This window comes from Frankia alni ACN14a (genome assembly GCF_000058485.1).
In the GTDB taxonomy this organism is placed as follows: Bacteria; Actinomycetota; Actinomycetes; order Frankiales; family Frankiaceae; genus Frankia; species Frankia alni.
The window spans coordinates 3,334,176-3,354,618 of record NC_008278.1 but is presented as its reverse complement, the minus strand read 5'-3'; the positions used below and the strand labels follow the sequence as shown (position 1 = coordinate 3,354,618).

General features: G+C 69.6%; 16 protein-coding genes and 1 pseudogene. 8 read left to right on the top strand and 9 right to left on the bottom strand.

Features of this window, described 5'->3' with window-relative positions; all coding sequences use genetic code 11:
- The first annotated feature begins 31 nt into the window (after positions 1-31).
- A complete protein-coding gene (locus FRAAL_RS13455) occupies positions 32-538 on the top strand; it encodes a DUF1028 domain-containing protein (protein WP_041939278.1) in 507 nt (168 codons plus the stop codon).
- A 463-nt stretch (positions 539-1,001) separates the two neighbouring features.
- On the top strand, positions 1,002-1,919 hold the full coding sequence (locus tag FRAAL_RS13450) for an IS5-like element ISFal3B family transposase (RefSeq protein ID WP_196249246.1): 918 nt from the start codon (positions 1,002-1,004) through the stop codon (positions 1,917-1,919).
- An 18-nt stretch (positions 1,920-1,937) separates the two neighbouring features.
- Here FRAAL_RS13450 and FRAAL_RS13445 read toward each other — a convergent pair whose 3' ends face one another.
- Together FRAAL_RS13445 and FRAAL_RS13440 are read right to left on the bottom strand one after the other, a co-directional pair.
- Positions 1,938-3,188 carry a transporter substrate-binding domain-containing protein gene (locus FRAAL_RS13445; RefSeq protein WP_157892089.1) on the bottom strand — a complete coding sequence of 417 codons (1,251 nt, stop codon included), beginning with the start codon at positions 3,186-3,188 and terminating at the stop codon, positions 1,938-1,940.
- Positions 3,189-3,401: 213 nt separating this feature from the next.
- Positions 3,402-4,334, bottom strand: coding sequence for an IS5-like element ISFal3A family transposase (locus FRAAL_RS13440; RefSeq protein WP_011604227.1), 933 nt, complete (start codon positions 4,332-4,334; stop codon positions 3,402-3,404).
- 193 nt (positions 4,335-4,527) lie between these two features.
- Here FRAAL_RS13440 and tnpB point away from each other — a divergent pair.
- From tnpB to FRAAL_RS13425, 3 genes and pseudogenes are all read left to right on the top strand, one after another.
- A pseudogene (tnpB, locus tag FRAAL_RS13435) lies at positions 4,528-5,601 on the top strand (IS607 family element RNA-guided endonuclease TnpB); the annotation flags it as partial.
- 92 nt (positions 5,602-5,693) lie between these two features.
- Positions 5,694-6,884 (top strand): aminotransferase-like domain-containing protein, encoded by a 1,191-nt coding sequence (locus tag FRAAL_RS13430; RefSeq protein WP_011604224.1) that lies wholly within the window; start codon positions 5,694-5,696, stop codon positions 6,882-6,884.
- Positions 6,885-6,957: 73 nt separating this feature from the next.
- A complete protein-coding gene (locus FRAAL_RS13425) occupies positions 6,958-7,923 on the top strand; it encodes a D-alanine--D-alanine ligase family protein (protein WP_011604223.1) in 966 nt (321 codons plus the stop codon).
- Between the two features lie 63 nt (positions 7,924-7,986).
- Here the strand turns inward: FRAAL_RS13425 and FRAAL_RS13420 are convergent, their stop codons facing one another.
- Positions 7,987-8,727: an alpha/beta fold hydrolase gene (locus tag FRAAL_RS13420; RefSeq protein WP_011604222.1), complete on the bottom strand. Its 741-nt coding sequence runs from the start codon at positions 8,725-8,727 to the stop codon at positions 7,987-7,989.
- Positions 8,728-8,800: 73 nt separating this feature from the next.
- Between FRAAL_RS13420 and FRAAL_RS13415 the strand changes: the two genes are divergently transcribed.
- The gene (locus FRAAL_RS13415; RefSeq protein ID WP_372667040.1) at positions 8,801-9,052 is read left to right on the top strand and encodes a hypothetical protein; all 252 of its coding nucleotides are present in this window, start codon (positions 8,801-8,803) and stop codon (positions 9,050-9,052) included.
- A 146-nt stretch (positions 9,053-9,198) separates the two neighbouring features.
- Here FRAAL_RS13415 and FRAAL_RS13410 read toward each other — a convergent pair whose 3' ends face one another.
- The 3 genes from FRAAL_RS13410 to FRAAL_RS13400 all read right to left on the bottom strand — a co-directional run bounded on the left by FRAAL_RS13410 (position 9,199) and on the right by FRAAL_RS13400 (position 13,440).
- Positions 9,199-10,818: a phytoene desaturase family protein gene (locus FRAAL_RS13410; RefSeq protein WP_011604220.1), complete on the bottom strand. Its 1,620-nt coding sequence runs from the start codon at positions 10,816-10,818 to the stop codon at positions 9,199-9,201.
- A 37-nt stretch (positions 10,819-10,855) separates the two neighbouring features.
- The gene (locus FRAAL_RS13405) at positions 10,856-12,076 is read right to left on the bottom strand and encodes an amidohydrolase family protein (RefSeq protein WP_041939277.1); all 1,221 of its coding nucleotides are present in this window, start codon (positions 12,074-12,076) and stop codon (positions 10,856-10,858) included.
- Positions 12,077-12,513: 437 nt separating this feature from the next.
- Positions 12,514-13,440, bottom strand: a complete 927-nt coding sequence (locus FRAAL_RS13400) for a LysR substrate-binding domain-containing protein (RefSeq protein WP_162137473.1) — start codon at positions 13,438-13,440, stop codon at positions 12,514-12,516.
- A 188-nt stretch (positions 13,441-13,628) separates the two neighbouring features.
- Between FRAAL_RS13400 and FRAAL_RS13395 the strand changes: the two genes are divergently transcribed.
- Together FRAAL_RS13395 and FRAAL_RS13390 are read left to right on the top strand one after the other, a co-directional pair.
- Complete coding sequence (locus FRAAL_RS13395) at positions 13,629-15,239, top strand: class I adenylate-forming enzyme family protein (protein WP_041939276.1); 1,611 nt, start codon at positions 13,629-13,631, stop codon at positions 15,237-15,239.
- 1,377 nt (positions 15,240-16,616) lie between these two features.
- On the top strand, positions 16,617-17,699 hold the full coding sequence (locus FRAAL_RS13390) for an ABC transporter substrate-binding protein (RefSeq protein WP_011604212.1): 1,083 nt from the start codon (positions 16,617-16,619) through the stop codon (positions 17,697-17,699).
- 93 nt (positions 17,700-17,792) lie between these two features.
- On the opposite strand, the gene FRAAL_RS13385 is transcribed toward FRAAL_RS13390, so the two are convergent.
- The 3 genes from FRAAL_RS13385 to FRAAL_RS13375 all read right to left on the bottom strand — a co-directional run bounded on the left by FRAAL_RS13385 (position 17,793) and on the right by FRAAL_RS13375 (position 20,404).
- Positions 17,793-18,977, bottom strand: coding sequence for a cytochrome P450 (locus tag FRAAL_RS13385; protein WP_011604210.1), 1,185 nt, complete (start codon positions 18,975-18,977; stop codon positions 17,793-17,795).
- Positions 18,974-19,468, bottom strand: a complete 495-nt coding sequence (locus FRAAL_RS13380; RefSeq protein WP_011604209.1) for a nuclear transport factor 2 family protein — start codon at positions 19,466-19,468, stop codon at positions 18,974-18,976. Before FRAAL_RS13380 ends, FRAAL_RS13385 begins: the two co-directional genes overlap by 4 nt.
- A 78-nt stretch (positions 19,469-19,546) precedes the next feature.
- Complete coding sequence (locus FRAAL_RS13375) at positions 19,547-20,404, bottom strand: SDR family NAD(P)-dependent oxidoreductase (RefSeq protein WP_041939274.1); 858 nt, start codon at positions 20,402-20,404, stop codon at positions 19,547-19,549.
- Positions 20,405-20,443 lie beyond the last annotated feature (39 nt).

The following is a 20,443-nucleotide window of genomic DNA, read 5'->3' as shown; positions in this document are numbered from 1 at the left end:
ATCGGGGAGCGTAATCCCGAGATCGGACGGCTTGCCGTTTCCCGCGCGGCTGGTCGCCGCCCTGGCGGCGGCGGACGCGATGGGCGGCGATCTGCGCGGCCGTCAGTCCGCCGCGCTGCGGGTCGTCGACCCGGCCACGTCGTCGGGTGAGACGCGCAGCGGGCGACCGGTCGGCGGCGAGGTCGACCTGCGCGTCGACGACGCCCGCGACCCGATCGGCGAGTTGCGCAGGCTGTGGGACCTCCACCGGTCCTTCCAGCATCTCCTGCACGCCATGAACCCCGACGGCCGCTACGAGGACCTGGCCCACATCGAGGCCGCGCTGGCGATCACGCCCGACGACCTGACCGCCGTGGGCGCCGCCGCGCTCGCACTCACCCGGGCCGGCAGGCTCCGCGACGCCACCCCCTTCCTCCGCCGCCTGGCCGCGGAGGAACCCCGCACCGCCCTGCGCCTACGCCGGCTGGCCGCCTCCGGACGTCTCGACCCCCGAACCGCCCACGCCGCACTCCAGCTCCTCGAAGACCCGCCCGGCTGAGGCGCGTATCGCGGCGGACCTCGGGTGCCTCGGGGCTGGATGCGGTGCGTTTCGTAGATGCGAACTCCTCGACCGCACCAGCTTCGCCACCTACGACCAGACCCGCGCTGCTGCTCTCGACGTCATCGAGGCACCCGTCATGGGGAGACCTCTTGTCCGCAAGAAGGTCGAGCAGTCACCTCCGCTGGGCCCAGACACTAATCGCGACCTGCGGTATGTCGAGGAACGCGGGATCGTCCAACAGTGCGAAGAAGCCGGTGAGCTCCTCCTCTCCCAGCAGGCCGTCGGCGACAAGCGACGGTCCCACCCGTTTGATGAGCGTCGCCCATCGATCCGTGGTGAGGCCACCCATCCGGCCAGGGTGAACTCGCCGAAGTACCGGGCGACGGCCCAGCGTCTCGGTCGTCATCCCCTCTCGGCTGGTAGCAGCGTCTCAGAAGCTGTCTGGGATCTTGATGTTTGTGTGCTGAGTGTGGTCGCCTGGGTCGAGGTCGACGTGGTGGTGCGGTCGGTGGTGGACGGTCTGGTGATGGTTCGGTCTGACCCGTATCCCTCTGATCTGTCCGACGCGGAGTGGGCGTTGGTGGAGCCGTTGCTGCCGCCGGTGTCGAAGGATGGGCGGAAGGAGGCGCATCCTCGCCGGGAGATCGTGAACCCGATTCTGTATGTGACGCACGCGGGGTGTAGCTGGCGGTCGTTGCCGCGGGACTTCCCGCCGTGGGAGACGGTCTACGGCTTCTTCGCCCGCTGGCATGACAAGGGCGTGATCGCGAGGGTTCATGATGCGTTGCGGGACACCTCCCGTGAGCTCGAGGGCAGGGATCGGCAGCCGACGGCGGGGGTGATCGACCCGCAGTCGGTGAAGGGCGCCCAGACGGTGGATGCGGCGACCCGCGGCTACGACGCGGGCAAGAAGGTGAACGGTCGTAAGCGGTTCCTCATCACGGACACCCTCGGGCTGCTGCTCAGCGTGCTCGTGTTGCCAGCCAGTGTCCAGGACCGCGACGGCGGCAGACGAATCATGGTGGATCACTACTTCGATCACTGGCAGTGCCGTCATTTGTTCGCGGACGGTGGATTCGCCGGACGTTTCGTCGACTGGGCCGGTGAGGTCATGAAGACCAGCGTCGACATCGTCCGGAAGAACCCCGGGCAGCGCGGTTTCGAGGCTCTCCCGAAACGTTGGGTCGTGGAACGAACCTTCTCGTGGATCACCGCGCACCGCCGGCTCGCGCGCGACTATGAAAGAAAACCCGCCACCTCCGAGACCTTCATCCGCCTCGCCATGATCCGAACCATGGTGAGGCGTCTTCCGCGCCAGCTCGCGCACAGCGGCCAGACCACACCATCAACTACAGAGGGTAGCCGGAACAAGATCTAAAACAGCTTCTCAGAGGTGTCAGGAATGGCTGTCGAAATAGCGGTCGCGGAGTTCGTTGTAGGTGTCGTCAGCGTGCATCTGCAGGATGGCGGCATTGACCTTCTTTCGCAGGGTGCTGCCGGTGGGGAAGGCGATGCCGTACTCCTCCGGGTCGAAGACCGCCGCCGCGAGGGTCTCTTTCTGCCCGGCCGCGACGTCAATGTGGTGCTGCAGGACGGGTGAATCGTAGACGATGGCGTCCGCGTCGCTGTTTCGCAGCAACGGGTAGGCGGCGTCGATCGACGCCACGGTGCGGGGCGAGATGTCGTGGCGGCGCAGGTAGCTCTCGGCGGTGGAGCCGCGGACGGTCACCACCCGCTTTCCGGGCAGGTCGGAGACCCCGGTGATGCCCGTCCGGATGGATTTCACGGTGAGCTGGGTCGTGATGGACGCGGTGAACAGGGAGACGAACACGAGCCCGGCGATGAGCCAGGCCAGCGTGACGATTTTTACGACCGGCCGCTGCGGACTGCCCAGGTCGCCGGCGAGGCCGATGGCGGCAGCCCGGAACATCCCGTCACCCATCCGCCGGTGCCAGCGTTGTCTGCTGCTGCTCCTGGTCACGGCCGAGGTGATGGCACCGGCGAGGACCAGCATGAACAGCAGCGCCACGAGATAGCGTCCGGTGGCGGGGGAGAGGAAGTTCGAAAGCTGGTGGGAGACATCGAGCCCGGCGGGGGTGTCGTTGGTGAGGATCTGCAGCCCGGCATCGAACATCGGGTAGGAGAAATCGACTTCCGCCTCCCGGTCGGCAGTGATCGAAATCCCGGAGATCGCTGCGTCGATCTTGTTGTCCCTGGCCGCGTCGACGAGATGCTGCACGCTGTCGTACCAGACGAACTTCGTGTTCCAGCCGTTGCGCCGGGCGATGTCGTTCCACAGGTCGATGCTGAATCCGGAGTTCTGGCCGGCACCGTCCTTGCCGACGAACGGGTCGAGCTCCTTGATGCCGACCGTGATCGTGCTTCCGGACGTGCCGGTGGCCGTCGCGCTGCCGGGCGCCGCAGGCGCGGCCGCCCGGGCCGGCGCCACGGGCAGCGCCAGCGCCAGGAATGCCGTGAGGAGAAGGAGCCCGATCAGCGCGTGCCGGCGCTGCCCCCTGAACAAAGCCATGTCCAAGCCCCCTACCGCGTGGGTCAAGGTCGAACGGTGCACCGAACTAAGTCCGCTGCCGAGCGAGTGTGCATAGGGACGAATTTGTCTGTCCAGCTTCTGTCCGGGTCGCGACACGCGGACATCTCTCGCCGGGAGACGTCCGCGAGCTTCCGGCATGGTGATCGGCCGCGGCGCATCATTACCGGCTCTTCGCAGGCGACTGGAGACCGTGTTTGGTCGCTGACGGCCCGTGATTGCGATGGGTAACGGAGCGTTACCGTCGAGGGGTGCGGAAAGGGACGCACCCGCCTGCCTGTAAAGATCGTTTCTTGTCTAGGAAAATGATCGTCAGGAGACGGGCGCCGGGTTGCTGGGCCTGGCGGGTTTCGAGGTCGAGTTGGTGGAGCGGGAGGCGGACGGTTCGTCGACGGTGCACGTGGCCGCGGCGGCGGGGACGGTGGCCCGCTGCCCGGACTGCGCGACGACGTCGGGTCGGGTGAAGGAGATGCGCGCGAGCCGGCGGTGCGCGGTGATCCACGAGAAGGTTCGTTCCACGACCCAACGTTTCGGGAGAGCCTCGAAACCGCGCTGCCCGGGGTTCTTCCGGACGATGTCGACGCTGGTCTTCATGACCTCACCGGCCCAGTCGACGAAACGTCCGGCGAATCCACCGTCCGCGAACAAATGACGGCACTGCCAGTGATCGAAGTAGTGATCCACCATGATTCGTCTGCCGCCGTCGCGGTCCTGGACACTGGCTGGCAACACGAGCACGCTGAGCAGCAGCCCGAGGGTGTCCGTGATGAGGAACCGCTTACGACCGTTCACCTTCTTGCCCGCGTCGTAGCCGCGGGTCGCCGCATCCACCGTCTGGGCGCCCTTCACCGACTGCGGGTCGATCACCCCCGCCGTCGGCTGCCGATCCCTGCCCTCGAGCTCACGGGAGGTGTCCCGCAACGCATCATGAACCCTCGCGATCACGCCCTTGTCATGCCAGCGGGCGAAGAAGCCGTAGACCGTCTCCCACGGCGGGAAGTCCCGCGGCAACGACCGCCAGCTACACCCCGCGTGCGTCACATACAGAATCGCGTTCACGATCTCCCGGCGAGGATGCGCCTCCTTCCGCCCATCCTTCGACACCGGCGGCAGCAACGGCTCCACCAACGCCCACTCCGCGTCGGACAGATCAGAGGGATACGGGTCAGACCGAACCATCACCAGACCGTCCACCACCGACCGCACCACCACGTCGACCTCGACCCAGGCGACCACACTCAGCACACAAACATCAAGATCCCAAACAGCTTCTCAGCGGATGCCGCCCGACCGGACAATGCCGTCCGGCTGCGCAACGAAGGCAGGTGACGGGTCAGGGCGAGACCTGCGAGCACTGCGACGAGGGGGCACACCGCGTTCCATCCCAGGGCGTTGTAGGCCCTGATGCCGAGCCAGGAGCCGATGCTGCCGCCAAGCGGAGTGCTCGAAGGAAGCATTCTCCGCCGGGCTCGACCAGCTCGCCCGTGGGCTGAAGAACTTCACCGACTCCCGGAAAGGGAAGCGGAAGGGCCGCCAGGTCGGTTTTCCTCGGTTCAAGAAGCGCGGGAAGGCCCGCGATAGCTTCCGGTACACCACCGGGGCCTACGGCCCCGCCGACGACAGGCATGTGAAGCTGCCGCGGATCGGCCGGGTGAAGGTCCACGATCCGATGGACACGCTCACCGACCGGCTGGCCGACGGGCGGGCACGGCTGCTCGGTGCAACCGTGTCCCGCACGGCGTGCCGCTGGTTCGTGTCGTTCACCGTCGAGGTCGAACTCGCCGTGCCCGCCGGCCCGACCCGCCGCCAGCGCACGGGGGGCACGGTCGGTGTCGACCTCGGCGTGAAGCACCTCGCGGTGTTCTCCACCGGGGAGACGGTGGAGAACCCGAAGCATCTCGCCGGGTCGCTGCGCCGGCTGCGCACCGCGTCGCGCGCCTACGCCCGGTCGAAACCGGGCAGCGCCGGCCGCCGCAAGCACGCGGCCCGGATCGCCCGTATCCACGGCCGGATCGCGCACCAGCGCCGCGACGGGCTGCACAAGCTCACCACCCGGCTGGCACAGAGCCACGAGGTTGTGGTGGTCGAGGACCTGCACGTCGCCGGGATGGTCCGTAACCGGCGGCTCGCCCGCGCGGTGTCCGATACGGGGATGGCCGAGGTCCGCCGCCAGCTCGCCTACAAGACGGCCTGGTACGGGTCGACTCTGATCATCGCGGACCGCTGGTACCCGTCGTCGAAGACCTGTTCCGGCTGTGGCTGGCGAAACCCAAGCCTCCCCCTGTCGGATCGCATGTTCACCTGCCCGTCCTGCGGACTGGTAGCCGACCGCGACCTCAACGCCGCGGTCAATCTGCGTAACCTCGTCGCCGCCAGTACGTCGGAGACGCGAAACGCCCGTGGAGCCGACCGTAAGACCCGCGCGAGCGGGCAGGTGGCTGCGAAACGGGAACCCGGCACGGCCACGGCCGATCAGACCGGGAGTGCCTCCCCGCAAGGTGAGGCGGCATGACCGCCAGCTATTTGGCGCTCTCATGCAACGGTAGTGTCGCGGGCGTGACTCTGGATCGGTGACGGGATCGGTACGCGCAGCGTGCCCAGGGGATGATCGCGAGCGAGGTTCGGGCGCTGTTCGCGGTCGCCTCCCGGCCCGAGATCGTGTCGCTCGCCGGGGGCATGCCGGCGGTCGACGCGCTGCCGCTGGAGACGGTCGCCGCGACCGTGTCGGAGCTGGTGCTGAGCCGGGGGGCGGTGGCGCTGCAGTACGGCTCGGCGCAGGGCGATCCGGGTCTGCGGGCACGGATCTGCGACGTCATGGCGATGGAGGGCATCACCGACGCCCATCCCGACAACGTGGTCGTGACCGCGGGTTCGCAGCAGGCGCTGGACCTGCTCACCCGCGTGTTCGTCGATCCCGGCGACGTCGTCGTCACCGAGGGGCCCACCTACGTCACGGCGATCAACACGTTCGCGGCCTACCAGGCGCGGATCGTGCACGTGCCGATGGACGGCGACGGCCTGTCGCCGAGCGCGCTCGCGCAGACGCTGGAGCGCCTCGCCGCCGAGGGCGCCCGGGTGAAGCTGCTCTACACGGTCCCGACCTTCCAGAATCCCGGCGGGATCACCCTGACGCCGCCGCGGCGGGCCGAGGTGCTGGAGATCTGCCGGCGTGCCGGGGTGCTGGTCGTCGAGGACAACCCGTACGGGCTGCTGTCGTTCACGGGTGAGCCGGTGCGGGCGATGCGCGCCGACGCCCCCGACGACGTGGTGTACCTGGGGTCGTTCTCGAAGACGCTGGCGCCGGGCCTGCGGGTCGGGTGGGCGCTGGCCCCGGCGCCGGTGACGGCCCGGCTCGTGCTGGCCGCGGAGTCGGCGATCCTGTCCCAGTCGATGTTCACCCAGCTGGTGGTCGAACGTTATCTGGCGACCCAGCCGTGGGCGGAACAGGTGAAGGTGTTCCGGGAGATGTACCGGGAGCGTCGCGACGCGATGCTCGACGCCCTGGCCGAGTCGATGCCCGCCGGCGCGACCTGGACCCGGCCGGACGGCGGGTTCTTCGTCTGGGTGACGCTGCCGGGCGGGGTGGACACCAGGGCGATGCTGCCGCGGGCGATCGCCGCCCGGGTCGCCTACGTCCCCGGGGCCGGGTTCTACGCCGACGGGTCGGGTGGCAGCAGCATGCGGCTGTCGTTCTGCTACCCACCACCCGAGCGCATCCGCGACGGGGTCGGCCGGCTGGGCCGGGTCGTGCGGGACGAGCTGGACCTCCGCGACACCTTCGCCGCCCGCCCATGATCCGACCGTCCCTGATCCACCCGTCCCCGATCCGCCCGACACTGATCCGCCCGACACTGTGAAGGACGCGACGTTGACCGATCTGGGCCGTGTGCTGATCCTCGCCGGGGGGCTGTCGCCCGAGCGGGAGGTGTCGCTGCGATCGGGCGGGAGGCTGCGCGACGCGCTGACCCGCATCGGGGTCGAGGCCGAGCTGGCCGACGTCGATGCCGCGACGCTGCCCGCGCTGGCCGCCGACCCGCCCGACGTGGTGTTCCCCGTGCTGCACGGGACGTCGGGTGAGGACGGCACGATCCGGGAGGTCCTGGACCTCTACGACCTGCCCTACGTGGGCGCCGCGCCGCCGGCCTGCCGGGTGGCGTTCGACAAGGCGACGGCGAAGGCGGCCGTCGGCGCCGCCGGGGTGGCGACGCCGGCGGCGGTGACGTTGCCCCGCGAGGCGTTCCACGACCTGGGCGCCGCCGCGCTGATCGAGCGGATCGTGGCCCGGCTCGGGCTGCCGGTCGTGGTGAAGCCCCGCGCGGGCGGGTCGGCGTTCGGGGTCAGCCGGGTCGACGACGCCGGCGGGCTCGCCGAGGCGCTGATGAGCTGCTTCGGCTATCACGACTCGGCCCTGATCGAACGGGCCGTCAGCGGCGTCGAGATCACCGTCGGCGTCGTCGAGGTCGGCGACGGGCCGGTCGCGTTGCCGGCCGTCGAGATCGAGCCGGCCGCGGGGGTGTACGACTACGCCGCCCGTTACACCGCGGGTGCCACCGCGTTCTTCACCCCGGCGCGCCTCGACGACGCGGTGCTGCGCGCCGCCGCCGCGACCGCCGTGACCGCGCACCGCGTGCTGGGCCTGCGCGACCTGTCCCGCACCGACATGATCGTCGACGCGGCCGGCGTCGCGCAGTTCCTGGAGGTCAACGTGGCCCCCGGCATGACCGACACGAGCACCTGGCCGATGGGCCTGCACGCCGCCGGCCTCGACCTCGCCGTCGTCTGCCGCGACCTGGCGGCCCGGGCACGAGACCGCAGCGGCACCCCACGCAGGTGACCGCGGCCACTGCGCGGCGGCGATCCACCGGGGCGTGGCGGTGGAGCATCCGCATGCTCCGTTTCAGCCGCCCAGTTTGACTGCGCGGTGGACGTCGTCGGCGTAGGCCTCGGGCTGTTCCCAGGCTGCGAAGTGGCCTCCGGCAGGGTGTTCCACATAATCGCGGACGTTCAGGAACGCCTGCGCGTAGCTTCGCGGCTCCGGTTTGAGGTCGCGTGGGAACACGGAGAGCACGGTCGGCGTGTCGATCCGGTCGGGGAGGGCGGCCGGTTCGACGTAGGTGGTGAAGGAGGTGCCGATCGTGCCGGTGACCCAGTAGGCGGTGACCCAGGTGAGAAGCTCGTCCGGAGTGAAGGCCGAGTCGTCGGACCAGGATTCCAGTTTCTCGATGATCCACGCCGCGAGGCCGGCCGGTGAGTCGCCGAGGGCGACGGCGAGGGTGTTCGGCCGCGTCGACTGCGCCGCGATGTACCCGCCCTCGGTCCGGAACCACTGCGCCGACCGGCGCAGGTAGGCCGCCGCGTCAGGCGGGAGCGTCGCCGGGTCCGCCGTGAGCGCCCGCTGCGGGGCGATGTTCGTGAGGTGCAGGGCGGCCACCCGGTCCGGGCGGTCGGCCGCGAGGAGTTCCGCGACGGTGCCACCCACGTCGCCACCGGACACCGTGTACCGCGGGTAACCGAGCTCGTCCAGGGCGTCCGCGACGATCCCGGCGATCCGGTTGACCGACATACCGGGACTGGTGAGCGGGGGCGCGAACGGGAAGCCCGGCAGCGCGGGCACCACCACGTGCAGGTCCGCGAGCAAGGGGCAGGACGCGCTCGAACCGCAACACCTGGAGCACGCGCAACGCTAGTTCGCCCAGTACGGGTACGCGGCGATCACGGTCAGGGGCGTGGCCGACGCGGCCGGGGTGTCGCCCAACCTCATCACGCACTCGCTGGAGCCGATGCACCGCTACCTGCGCGACACCGGCCTGGACGACGCGGACGCCCACAGCCGAGCCGCGGCGATCGACGCCTTCGTACTCGGCGTCTCGACCCGCCGCCGGGTCCTGCGTTCCGAACTCGGCGACCCCGCCGATCTCCAGGCCTGGCTGGGCGCCACCATCCAACGCCTCGCCGACGGGTGACGCCCGACAGCGAGAAACACTGACACTCCGCTACCGACACTCCGCTTCCGATCAGGATCGTGACGCCCTGGCGGCCGGACAGGTCGTCCAGGATGACGTGGATCGGCGCCCCGCCCGGCCGGATCACACCCAGGACCAGAACCTCTCTAGCCGTTCTTCCTGAGGTAGCGGGCGGCCCGGTGGGCGGCCGTCCGGCCGGGCAGGCCGCTCACTCCACCGCCGGGGTGAGTACCGGACCCGCCGAGGAAGAGACCACCGAGCGGGGTCCTGCCAAGCCCGAGCCCCACCGCCGGGCGCAACGGTCCCGAATTCATGAAACCCATGTCGAGATGCGTGATACAGCCGTTGCGGACGTGCAGGCGGGCCGCGATGTCCTCCGGTGACTCGACGAGGCGTCCGATCTCGGCCTGCTCCAGCGGCTGGACGTATTTGCCCGTCTTGGTCAGGACGGAGTCAACGGCCGACTGCCGGATGGCCTCCCAGCCACTGCGGGGGTGCACCGGGACGGCGAGGGCGTAGAGGTAGAGCGTCTCCTGGCCCGGGGGCGCCTGGGTCGGGTCCTCCCCCGACGGCGCGGCGACCCAGAGCGCCGGGTCGGCCGGCAGTTCACCGCGGCTGGCGGCCGCGTAGGAATCGACCACCGACTCCGCCGTGCCGAGAAGCAGGGTGGGCCTGCGAAGGTCGACCCCGTCGGCGCGGATATGGCCGGTGACCTCGATCTGCTCCGAGAGAGCCATGTCGATCTTGAACACCCCGGAGCCGATCCGGTTGGCGCTGGCATGGTCGAGACGGGCGGCGGTGGACTGGCTGATCACGTCACCGTCGACCAGTTCGCGCAGCGTGGTCCACGGGTCCACCGACGACACGACGGCGCGAGCGCGCAACGTACGACCATCGGTCAACCGGATGCCGCGGACGGTGTCCCCGGCACGCGTTATCTCGGCGACTCGGGCGGCGACGGTGACGGTTCCTCCGGCGCTCTCCAGACAGTTGATCAGCGCCGTCGTGAGGGACTGCATGCCGCCGACAGGCCGGCCCACACCGACCCTGGTCAACAGTGCCAACAGCAGGAACCCGAGCCCGCTGCCGGGTTCCGACACCGGTCCGGCGCCCGCCGCGAGGTTGAGCAGGGCCCCGCGCACCACCGGATGCTGGAATCGCTCGTCCACAGCCATGCTGGCGCTGCCCGTGAGCAGGGCGACGATGTCGGACATCCGCCTGCGGCTCCTGACGAGCTCGCGGGCGACACCGACGACGAGCGACGGCGAGGGCCGCGCCATGTCGGCGCCCATGACCGGAACCGCCGTGGCCATCACCCGGTCCAGCAGGTTCACGAAGTCGAGGAAGGCGGCGGCGTCCTGCCGCGAGAAGGCCCGGATCTCCTCGGCGGTGCGCTGCGGGTCACGCCACAGGGCGAGGGACGAACCGTCCGGGTGGAGCGAGACGTAGCTCGGATCGGGCTTGACCAGGCGCAGCCCGTGCTCCCGCAGCGAGAGCTCACGCGGAATCTGCGAGTGCAGGAGCGCGATGATGTCGACAGCGCACGTGTTGACCGTGTGTCCGGGCGCCTCGGCGATGAACGGGCCGGACGTCGTCATCCCGCCCGGCAGGTTCGCCGCCTCCACGACCGCCACCCGCAGGCCGGCCTTCGCCAGATAGCAGGCCGCGACGAGGCCGTTGTGGCCCGCCCCGATCACCGCGACGTCGACCTCCGCCGGGAGGGTCGTGCCGAACCCGGGCCCGGTTGTGTCGGAGTTCGACGTCATGAGGTCTCGCTCGCGCGGCTGCGGGCGCGGGTGCGCCTCACGCGTCGACCCGAATCAGTCCGGCGATGTTGCCACGCATCACCCGGGCCGTCTCCACCGGGTCCGCACGGTCGACGAGCTTGTCCGCGAAGTTGAGCGGCTGCTCCAGCCCCTCGGGATGAGGCCAGTCGGAGCCGAAGAGCACATGGTCGTAGCCGATGGCTTCCGCGAGCTCGACCGGATCCTCCTCGAAGAAGGGGCAGACGTAGAAGTTGCGCTGGAAGGTCTCCGACGGTCGACCCGCGACGGGGCCACCGACGCCCGCCTGCCCCCGCGTCATGAAGGCCACCTTGTCGAGGCGCTTCATCAGCGGCTTGACCCAGCTGGCGCCGTTCTCGATGCTCAGGACCTTCAGCCGCGGGAAGCGCTCGAAAAGGTTGTTGAGAATGAGGTTGGCGAAGGTGTCCTGCGCCGAGGTCCCGGCGAGGTAGTTGTTGAACGGGGACTGGTGCTGCAGCGGCGGCCGCGGCAGCTCGCCCCACTGCGCTCCCCACAGCTCGTGGTAGCCGGCGTCCGAGACGTGGAAGCTCACCGGAACGTCGGCCTCCTGCACCAGCCCCCAGAAGCGGTCACGCCCGGGGTCGGCGGCGGACTCCCCGTAGATCGGCCCCAGCCGCAGGTGCAGGAGCCGCGCGCCGGCCGCGAGGACGCGCTCGGTCTCGGCGACCGCCTGCTCGACGTCCACCAGCGAGATCATCGGCGCCGCGAAAAGACGGCCGTCCGCGGCGAAACCCCAGTCCTCTTCCAGCCAGCGGTTGAAGGAACGCAGGTTCGCGTAGAGGACGTCCGTGTCGTCGTGCAGTTCGTGCTCCACCGAGACACCCAGGCTCGGGAACAGTAACGTGCCGTCGAGGCCCTGGTCGTCCAGGAGCGCGAGACGGTTCGCCCGGTGCATCATTGCCGGGAAATCATGGGCACTGATCATTTCGGGCTGGCTCCAGCCGCCCGGGTCCTCGTCGTCGTGAATCCCGAGGAAGGCGCCCGCTCGACTACCGGGTGCGCCCGTGTAGTCGCACTGAACGACCCGGATGAGGCCGGCCTTCTGGTCGCCGTAGTAGAGACGCCCCAACCCGTCTCGTGCACTGACGCGCACGTTCACGGCCCGCGAGCGGTATTTCGCCTCGATGTGGCGGGTGAACGCGTCATAGGGCTCGTAGTAGTGGCCGTCCGAGTCGATGGGTCGGCGCTCAACAGGTGTTTCCGGCTGGAGCAGGGGCATCTTGACAAGTCCCGTCGTGAGGGTCTCCAGGGCGGGCGCGAGGTGCGCCTGCTCGAGACTGGCTCCGCGCGCCCAGCTCTGTCCAATATGACCTCCGTGTACCCTGATACCGCCGACGTATGACGGCGCCGGCACATGCTGGCCAGAGCCACGGCGCAGAAGTGCGGGTCAGCGTGCCGCGCGTCGGGACACTTGTCGTTCGCTCGGTCAGGCCGACGCGATCGCCGCGGCCGATGTCCGCGACTTTCCGGACTAAACGCCTATTTCGACCACAAGACTCTCGATGCCGTCGCGCGTTGTCGACGTGGGTTCGGCGGAGCGCTCTGATACGCAGCCGGTATGGATGTCGACACGACTGATATTGGACGCCTGCGGCACCCGGTGAGACTGTTGCGGTCGCGGTGGCACGACTCGTCGACAACGCCAACCGAAGGGACTCAGGTCTCGTGTCGCTGTGGTCGCGTGGCGGGCGGCAACGCCATAACGCTCGACAGCAGTCGCTCCAGGGCGGGATTCTGGGCACGGGGAATCCAGGCCGCGAACATGCTGCGGGCGATCGGGTCCCCCGGCGAGTCCACGATGGGCACTATCGTCACATCGCGTACCCAGAAACTCGTGGACGCACCCGCGACGAGCCCGATGCCCATTCCACCGGCCACCAGGCTGAGGGTCGTCATCGGGTTCGAGGTACGGTGGGCGACGGTCGGCGAAAATCCCAGTCGACGACAGGCGGCCATGAAGTCGTCGTAGATGTCCGGGTGTCGTTCGCGGGGCACCATGATGAGCGGCTGATGGCGCAGGTCCTTCAGTCGGATCTGCTCACGGCGGGCCAGCGGCCACGTCGACGGCACAGCCGCCGCAACATCGACGTGACCGATGAGGTGAAGGTGAACCTCCGGCGGCAGTTCACGCCGGCCCATGATGATTCCGAGGTCGATGTCGCCGCCCCGAAGTTTGTCTATCTGGTCCTCCACGGGCAGTTCCTCGAAGATCACCTCGACGTCCGGCGACTCGCGGCTGAAGCTGCGGATGATCGCCGGCAGGATCTCGAACACCGCCGGGGTGACATAACCCAGCCGGAGGCTTCCCTGCTCCCCCGAAGCCACTCTTCGTGCCGTCAGTTCCGCACGCTCCACCTGCAGCAGCGTCGCCTTCGTCTCGACGAGAAAAGCATGGCCGGCAGGCGTCAGCTCCACATTGGTGCGCGAGCGTACGAAGAGCTCAAGCCCGAGCGAGACCTCGAGCCTCTTGATCGACTGGCTGAGCGCGGGCTGCGCAATACAGAGCCGACGGGCGGCCCGACTGAAGTTGAGATCCTCGGCCACGGCGACGAAGTGACGAAGATGATGCAACTCGACGGCCATAGCACCGGTGAGCATACGCCCGGCGGCAGTCGTCCGACACGACTACGCGACCTTGGCTCCGATCCCGGCTCCGGTCCCGGCTGCGCCCCCGGCTCCGGCTCCGGCATCGGCTTCGGCTTCGATCGATCAGGACAGAAAGGACGTTGCTTGTGCACCGGTTAGGAGACAGCTACGGCGACATGAGGGGCGTGGCCGACTGGACCGCCGTCGCGGACGTCGATCCGTCCGTACCGGCACTGCTACGCCATTGCGCCACCCACCACCCGGCCCGTGAGCTCTGCGTGTTCGATGACCGGCGGCTGACCTACGGGGAGGCCGACGAGCGTTCCGCACTGTTGGCCGGCCAGTTCGTGGCGGCGGGGGTCGGCAAGGCGACCAGGGTCGGGATGGTCTTCCCCAACAGTCCCGAGTTCATCATCGTCTGGCTGGCGATCGTTCGCATCGGAGCCGTGGCCGTTCCCATCAGTACCCTGTCCACCGGCACCGAGCTCAGGTCAGTCATCCGCCACTCCGACCTTGCGCTGTTGGTGACGGCGGACCGTTACCGAAACCGTGACTACCCGGCCGGCCTGGAGAGCGCTCTCGAGGGACTCGCCGAGTCCCGTGGTGCGCTGCGGCTACATGATGCTCCCTATCTTCGCGGAGTCTGGGTGTGGGGGTCTTCGGCACCGGCGTGGGCCTCCGCTCTCGATCTGTCGACGCCGAGCGGTGTCTCCCGCGAATTACTGGCGGCAATCGAGGGTGAGGTGTCGCCGGCCGATCTCGTCAGCATCATCTACACCTCGGGATCCACTGGCTCGCCGAAGGGCACCATGCACACTCACAACGGTTTCATGCGCCAGGCCGCGAAGCTCGGCGCCATCATGCCGTACAGGCGCGACGATCGCGTCTTCACCCCGATGCCGTTCTTCTGGGTCGGTGGCCTGACATACACCGTCCTGGCCGCCATGCATGTCGGCTGCGCCCTGCTGGGAAGCGGCAGCACCGGCTCGGAGCTGCTCGACTTCCTGGAGCGAGAGCGCGTCACCTACCTCACCGGCTGGCCCCACCTGTTGACCGCGCTCGAGACCGATCCGTCGTTCCCGCAGCGCGATCTGAGCGCCCTACGCGGAGGCAACCTCCTCGCCGCGCTGCCCCCCGGCCAGCGACCGCGCAACCAGGTCTTCGGAATAGCCCTCGGCATGACGGAGACCGCCGGCCCGCACACCGTCTCTCATCCCGACTATCCCGACGAACTTGCCGGGACACTCGGGCCGGTCATGCCCGGGATGGAACACCGGCTCATCGACCCGGACAGCGGCACAGACGTCGCCCCGGGGGCTCCCGGCGAACTACTCGTCCGCGGCGACACCCTCATGGCCGGGTTCGTGAAGCAGGAACGCGAAGCCTGCTTCGATGCCGCGGGCTGGTACCACACAGGTGACCTGTGCTCGTACCGCGACGACCACATCTTCTTCCACGGCCGACTCGACGACATGATCAAATCGTCGGGTGCCAACGTCTCCCCACGCGAAGTCGAGGCCGCGCTGGCGAGCCTCCCGGGGATCGAGCAGGCGATCGTCGTGAGCGTGCCCGATCCGCAGCGGGTCAGCATCGTCGGCGCCGTTGTCGTTGCCCGGGGCGGAGCCACCCTGCTTGCGGAGGACATCCGTCGATCGCTGCGGGGCACGCTGTCCGAGTACAAGATCCCGCGGGTGATAAGAATCATCCAACCGGCGGATCTACCTGTTCTGTCGTCAACCAAGATAGACCGGCGACTCCTTGCCGGCATGTTGAGCGACGTCGCGAGGTCGGACTGAGCGGTCGGACTGAGAGGTCGGACTGGGCCGTCTGACGAGACCGGTCGCGTACACACCCGTTCGCAGACGACCGCTCATGCCGACGACAGCGCTATGTCGGATCGATCCGCTCGAACTTGGTCCAGCCGCGCCAGCCGCGCTCCTCTAGCCACGCTGCGAGGCCGGCTTACCGGCCTACAGATCTCGGTCGTCACCGGCGGGCCGCGGCTCGGCGACCTTGAGGCGGGCGCCGTCGCCACCACCCTCGCAGACGCCGCCTCCGCGGTCTCCGGCGGCCTCGCCTGCGCAGCCAACGCCCTGCTGATCCTCGCCCTGCTCCCCGGCTTTCGCCGTCAACGCTCAGACGGCGCCGCAGATCAGATCACTCTCCAGCAAGGCGGCCTCGCCGACATCCGGGACGAACGTCATCACGGCGACCTCAGCCGCGATCATGCCGACGCGGTAGGGATCATCAGGCCGCATGAAGGACGCGAGCCTCCGCAAGCACCCGGCCGCGGCTGACCCACTCCAGCCCTGGACTTGGGTACCCAAGCACCTCGCGGGACCACGCACGACCACAATCGACGCCCAACGACCCGAACCCACCACCGAGAGTTACAACCGGAGCCGTCAGTTCGAGAAGCTGGCAATGTACGAACCGACTTCCCGCATCCGCTGACCTGCACCTACGGAACCTCGCCGACCATCCCGACCGATAGGTCAAACCCCACTTGACCAGGTCAGAAGCTAGACACGGAGCGTGGCGGGGCGGGTGGGGCTCGAACCCACGACCGACGCATTCGTCTCGCCCCGGGCCGCGAGCCGTTCGGCGACATCGGTGCTTCCACATGGTGGGCCCGGGTGGCGACGACGCCGCGGGGGGCCGCGGCAGGCTGGTCGCCCGGCGGGCGGGGTGGTCGGCGGGCGGGGTGGTCGGCGTGGGGTGTTTGGATGCCGGCGGCCTGGCCGAGGTGCACGACCGGCAGCCGGCCGGCCGCGCATCCCCGGGCGGCGTTCGCCGCCGGCCCGTGGCCGGCGGCGAAATTTACCGCAGGCCGCGCCGGCATATTGGTTTACCCGCTGGATACACGCACCCTAAGCTGCCGAAATGACGGATACCCGTTCGATACCCATCCCGCGTTCCCGTCCGGCGGCTGCCGGCGGCGGCGCCGCATTCCCCCTCCGCCGCATTGTGGTGGTCCGACCGGTCGGTCACGGCGAACCGGCCCGCGCTCGTTGCCCCGAAGACCGTCCGACCCCGGAGTTTCTCCTCTTATGCGCCGCTGTTCCCGCCTAGCCCCCGCACTGGCCCTGCTCGCCGCCGCGACGCTGACCGGCTGTGCGTCCCATGAGGCGAAATCGGCCGGGTGCGTCAGTCCCGGAGTCACGCCGAACGAGGTGAGAATCGGGCTGCTCTATCCCGACTCCGGTGTTCTCGCGCCTACCTTCAGTTCCTCCCGGGCCGGCATCGACGCCCGCATCGGCCTGGCCAACGAGCACGGCGGCGTCCACGGCCGGAAGATCGTCTACGACTGGCAGGACGACCGCGGGACCGCCGACGCGAACAGCCAGGGCGCCCGCACTCTGGTGGAACGGCAGAACGTCTTCGGCGTCATCGAGTCCTCCTTCTCCGCCAGTGGCAGCGCCCAGTACCTCGCCGACCGTGGCGTCCCGGTGACCGGAATCGCGACCGAGAACATCTGGTCGCACTACCGGAACATGTTCTCGTTCTCCTACACCGACGGGAACGCGGTCGACACGTTCGGTACCTTCGTCCACAACCGTGGCGGAAAACGCGTCCTGCTGGTGCAGGCCGCGTTGTCCGCCAGCGTCTCGGAGCTCACCTCGAAATACGACCAGAGCATCCGGGCCGCCGGGCTAGACCTGGCCGGAATCCTGAGCTACTCGTCGCAGACCGACAATCCCGCGGATACCGCGCGGCGGATCACCGAGTCGGGCGCCGACACGGTCATCTTCCTCATCCAGCCGCCCGACTATCTCCAGGTGCTGAGCGCCCTGCGCGGCGCCGGTCGGCTACCGGGACTCGTCATGGCGGTCACCGGTTATGACCGGCAGCTCCTGGAAACCTCGGGTGCGCAGATGGCCGGGCTCGTCATCCCCGTCTTCTACCGCCCGTTCGAACTCGGCGGCGCCGCCGTCGACACCTACGAGAAGGCGGTGACCCGCTTCGCCCCCCAGATCCCGCAGGCGCAGCACGACTTCGCCCTGATGTCCTACGTCGACACCGACATGTTCATCCGCGGGTTGGAGGCGGCCGGCCCCTGCCCCACCCGGCGGGCGTTCATCGACGGGCTGCGGTCGGTGACGGACTACGACGCCGACGGTCTGATCTCGCCGGTCGACTTCGCCCACGGGCTCGGCAGGACGACGAACTGCTACTCGTTCGTCCAGGTCAGCCCGACGGGCACGGCCTTCGACGTCATCGACCGGGACCGCTGCGGACGGGAGATCACCCAGTAACGGGAGATCACCCGGTAGCCGCCCGCGGCCCGGCTCGGGCCCTTCCCGGTCACGGTCACGCGGCCGGGGAGGGCCCGCCCCCCGCGGGCGCCGTCACCAGGTGACGGGCAGGTGCGCGGGGCCCATGACGAAGTTCGACCGGGTCCACTCCATCTCGCCGGCGGGGTGGATGCCGGGGAACGCCCGCAGCAACGTGGTGATCATCGCGATGGCCTCCGCCCGGGCGACATGGGCGCCGAGGCAGAAGTGCTGGCCGAGGCCGCTGAAGGCGAGATGCCGGTTGGGCGAGCGGGTGATGTCGAACCGCTCCGGGTCGGCGAACTCCCTCGGGTCCCGGTTGCCGGCGCCGTAGTAGACGCACACCTTGTCGCCGGCACTGATGCTCCGCCCGCCGATCTCGACGTCGCGCAGGGCCGTCCGGCGGTTGTACACCACCGGGGTGACCCAGCGCAGCATCTCCTCGACGGCGGCGGGCATCCGGCCGTCGAGGTCGGCCTGCAGCAGCTCGCGCTGGTCGGGATGGGTGAACAGGGCGTGCAGGCCGCCGCCGATCAGGTGCCGGGTGGTGTCCCCGGCGCCGACGATGAGCAGGGTCATGTTCGCCGAGAAGTTCTCCAGGCTCATCGGCGCCCCGTCCACCTCGCAGGCCGCGAGCATCGAACAGACGTCGTCGCCGGGGTGGGCCCGGCGGTCCTCCCAGACCTGGATCGAGTACCGGATCAACGCCTCGGTCGCGCCCTGGCGCTCCTGCTCGGTGTAGGCGCCGCCGCCGAGACCGATCTCGATGTACTCGTAGAGGCGCACCGCGTCCTCGCGGGGGATGCGCAGCACGTCGGCCGTCACGTAGGCGGCGATCTTCCCGGCCACGTCGACGGCGAGGTCGCACCCGCCGGCCGGGCGGATCTCGTCAACGATGGCCTCGGCGGCGTCGACGAAACGGGTCATCCGGCGGCGCACCGCCGAGGGCATGAACCCGGGGACGACCGCACGGCGGATCACCGTGTGCAGCGGCGGGTCGAGGTTCACCATCGACTTGTCCTCGGTCTCCATGAAGTCCTCGATCATGGAGACCGGCCAGTGGGAGAAGTTCTCGTCGTCGCGGTTGACGGCGCGGATGTCCTCCCAGCGGGTGACGGCCCAGAAGCCCGGCCCGTTCGGCTCGTCGTTCCAGTGCACGGGGTCGTGCTCGCGCAGCCGGGCGTAGAGGGCATGCGGATGCCCGTGCTCGAAGCTCGCCAGGGAGTAGAGGTCGATCGACTCGGTTTCCACGATCGTCATGCGGTTGCTGCTCCCGCGGTCGAGACCGCCGGCGCCGCGGCGGGCAGAGTGATCTCCTGGAGGATGGTCGCCGAGAGTGTCGTGATCGCGAGGCGACCGTCGGCCTCGCGCATCGTCACGTGGTAGTCGCCGACGCCGTGGGCGGTGCCGTCGGCCCGGCCCAGCCAGTACTGGAAGTAGCTGCGCACGTCGACGGAGCCGTCGGCCTCGACGTCGACGAGCAGGTTGGACACGAGGTGGCGGGCCCACTGCCGCTGGTCGAACAGCGAGGCGAGGATGCCCACCACGGTGTCCCGCCCGGCGAAGACCTGCTGGGTTCCCGGGCCGCCCTCGACGGTCCCGCCGGCCACGACGAGGGCGGCGTCCGCGGCGAAGACCGCCCGCAGGGCGCCCGCGTCGCCCTGGTCGATCGCCCGGCAGTAGCGGTGCAGGACCGTGCCCGCGCGCCAGCCGAGCTCGGCCGGCCCGCGGTCGTCCGGTAAGTCAGGCATGCAGCCTCTCCCTTTCGTCTTCGTCCCGTCAGCGTTGTCGTCCGATCACCGGCTCCGCCGATCGGCGGTGACGCCGGATCAGCGGTCGATGACCATCCAGAGGTTCGCCACCGAGCTGCCGGCGTCACAGACGACCGCCTGCCCGTTGACGAGCGAGGCCTCGTCGGAGACCAGGAAGCGGTGCACCCTCGCCACCTCCGCCGGGTCCGCGGCCCGGTTCATCAGCGCCTGCGCCGCCGGCCCGCCGCCCGGCCCGGCCGACGCCGGCGCCGACGCGGGCGCCGTGTCCGCGTCTGCCTCGGCCTGCGCCTCGGCCTGGGCCATGAGCACCGGCAGCACGTCGGTGTTCGCCAGCAGGTTGGTGGCGACCCCGCCCGGGCAGGCGCAGTTGACCCGGATCCGATCGGTGACCAGCTCGAAGGCGAGGGCCCGCACGACGGCGACGATGCCGCCCTTCGACGCGCTGTACGCGGCCTGCCCGGCCACCCCGGTCAGCCCGGCGATCGACGCCGTCGCCGACATCGCCCCGCCGCCCGCGCGGCGCAGGGCCGGGACGGCGGCGGCGAACGTGCGGATGGTGCCCGCCAGGTTGATGTCGAGGATGGCCGTCCACCGCTCCTCGTCGAGGTCCTCCAGCCGCCGCGCCACCGCCGGACCGCCCACCGTGCCCGCGTTCGCGATCACCGTGTCGAGGTGGCCGTAGGTGGACTCGGCGGCGGCGACGGCCGCCCGCACCTCGTCGAGGCGGCGCACGTCCACCCGCTGGAACACGGCCTCGCCGCCGGCGGCCACGATCTCCTTCGCCACCGCCTCCCCCTGCTGGTCGATGTCGGCGACGACGACCCTGGCGCCGTCGGCGGCGAGCACCCTCGCGGTCGCGGCGCCGATGCCCGACGCCGCCCCGGTGACGAGTGCCACCCTCCCCCGCAGACTCATGACGATCTCCGATCCTGGATCTTCCGACGGGCTCGCGCA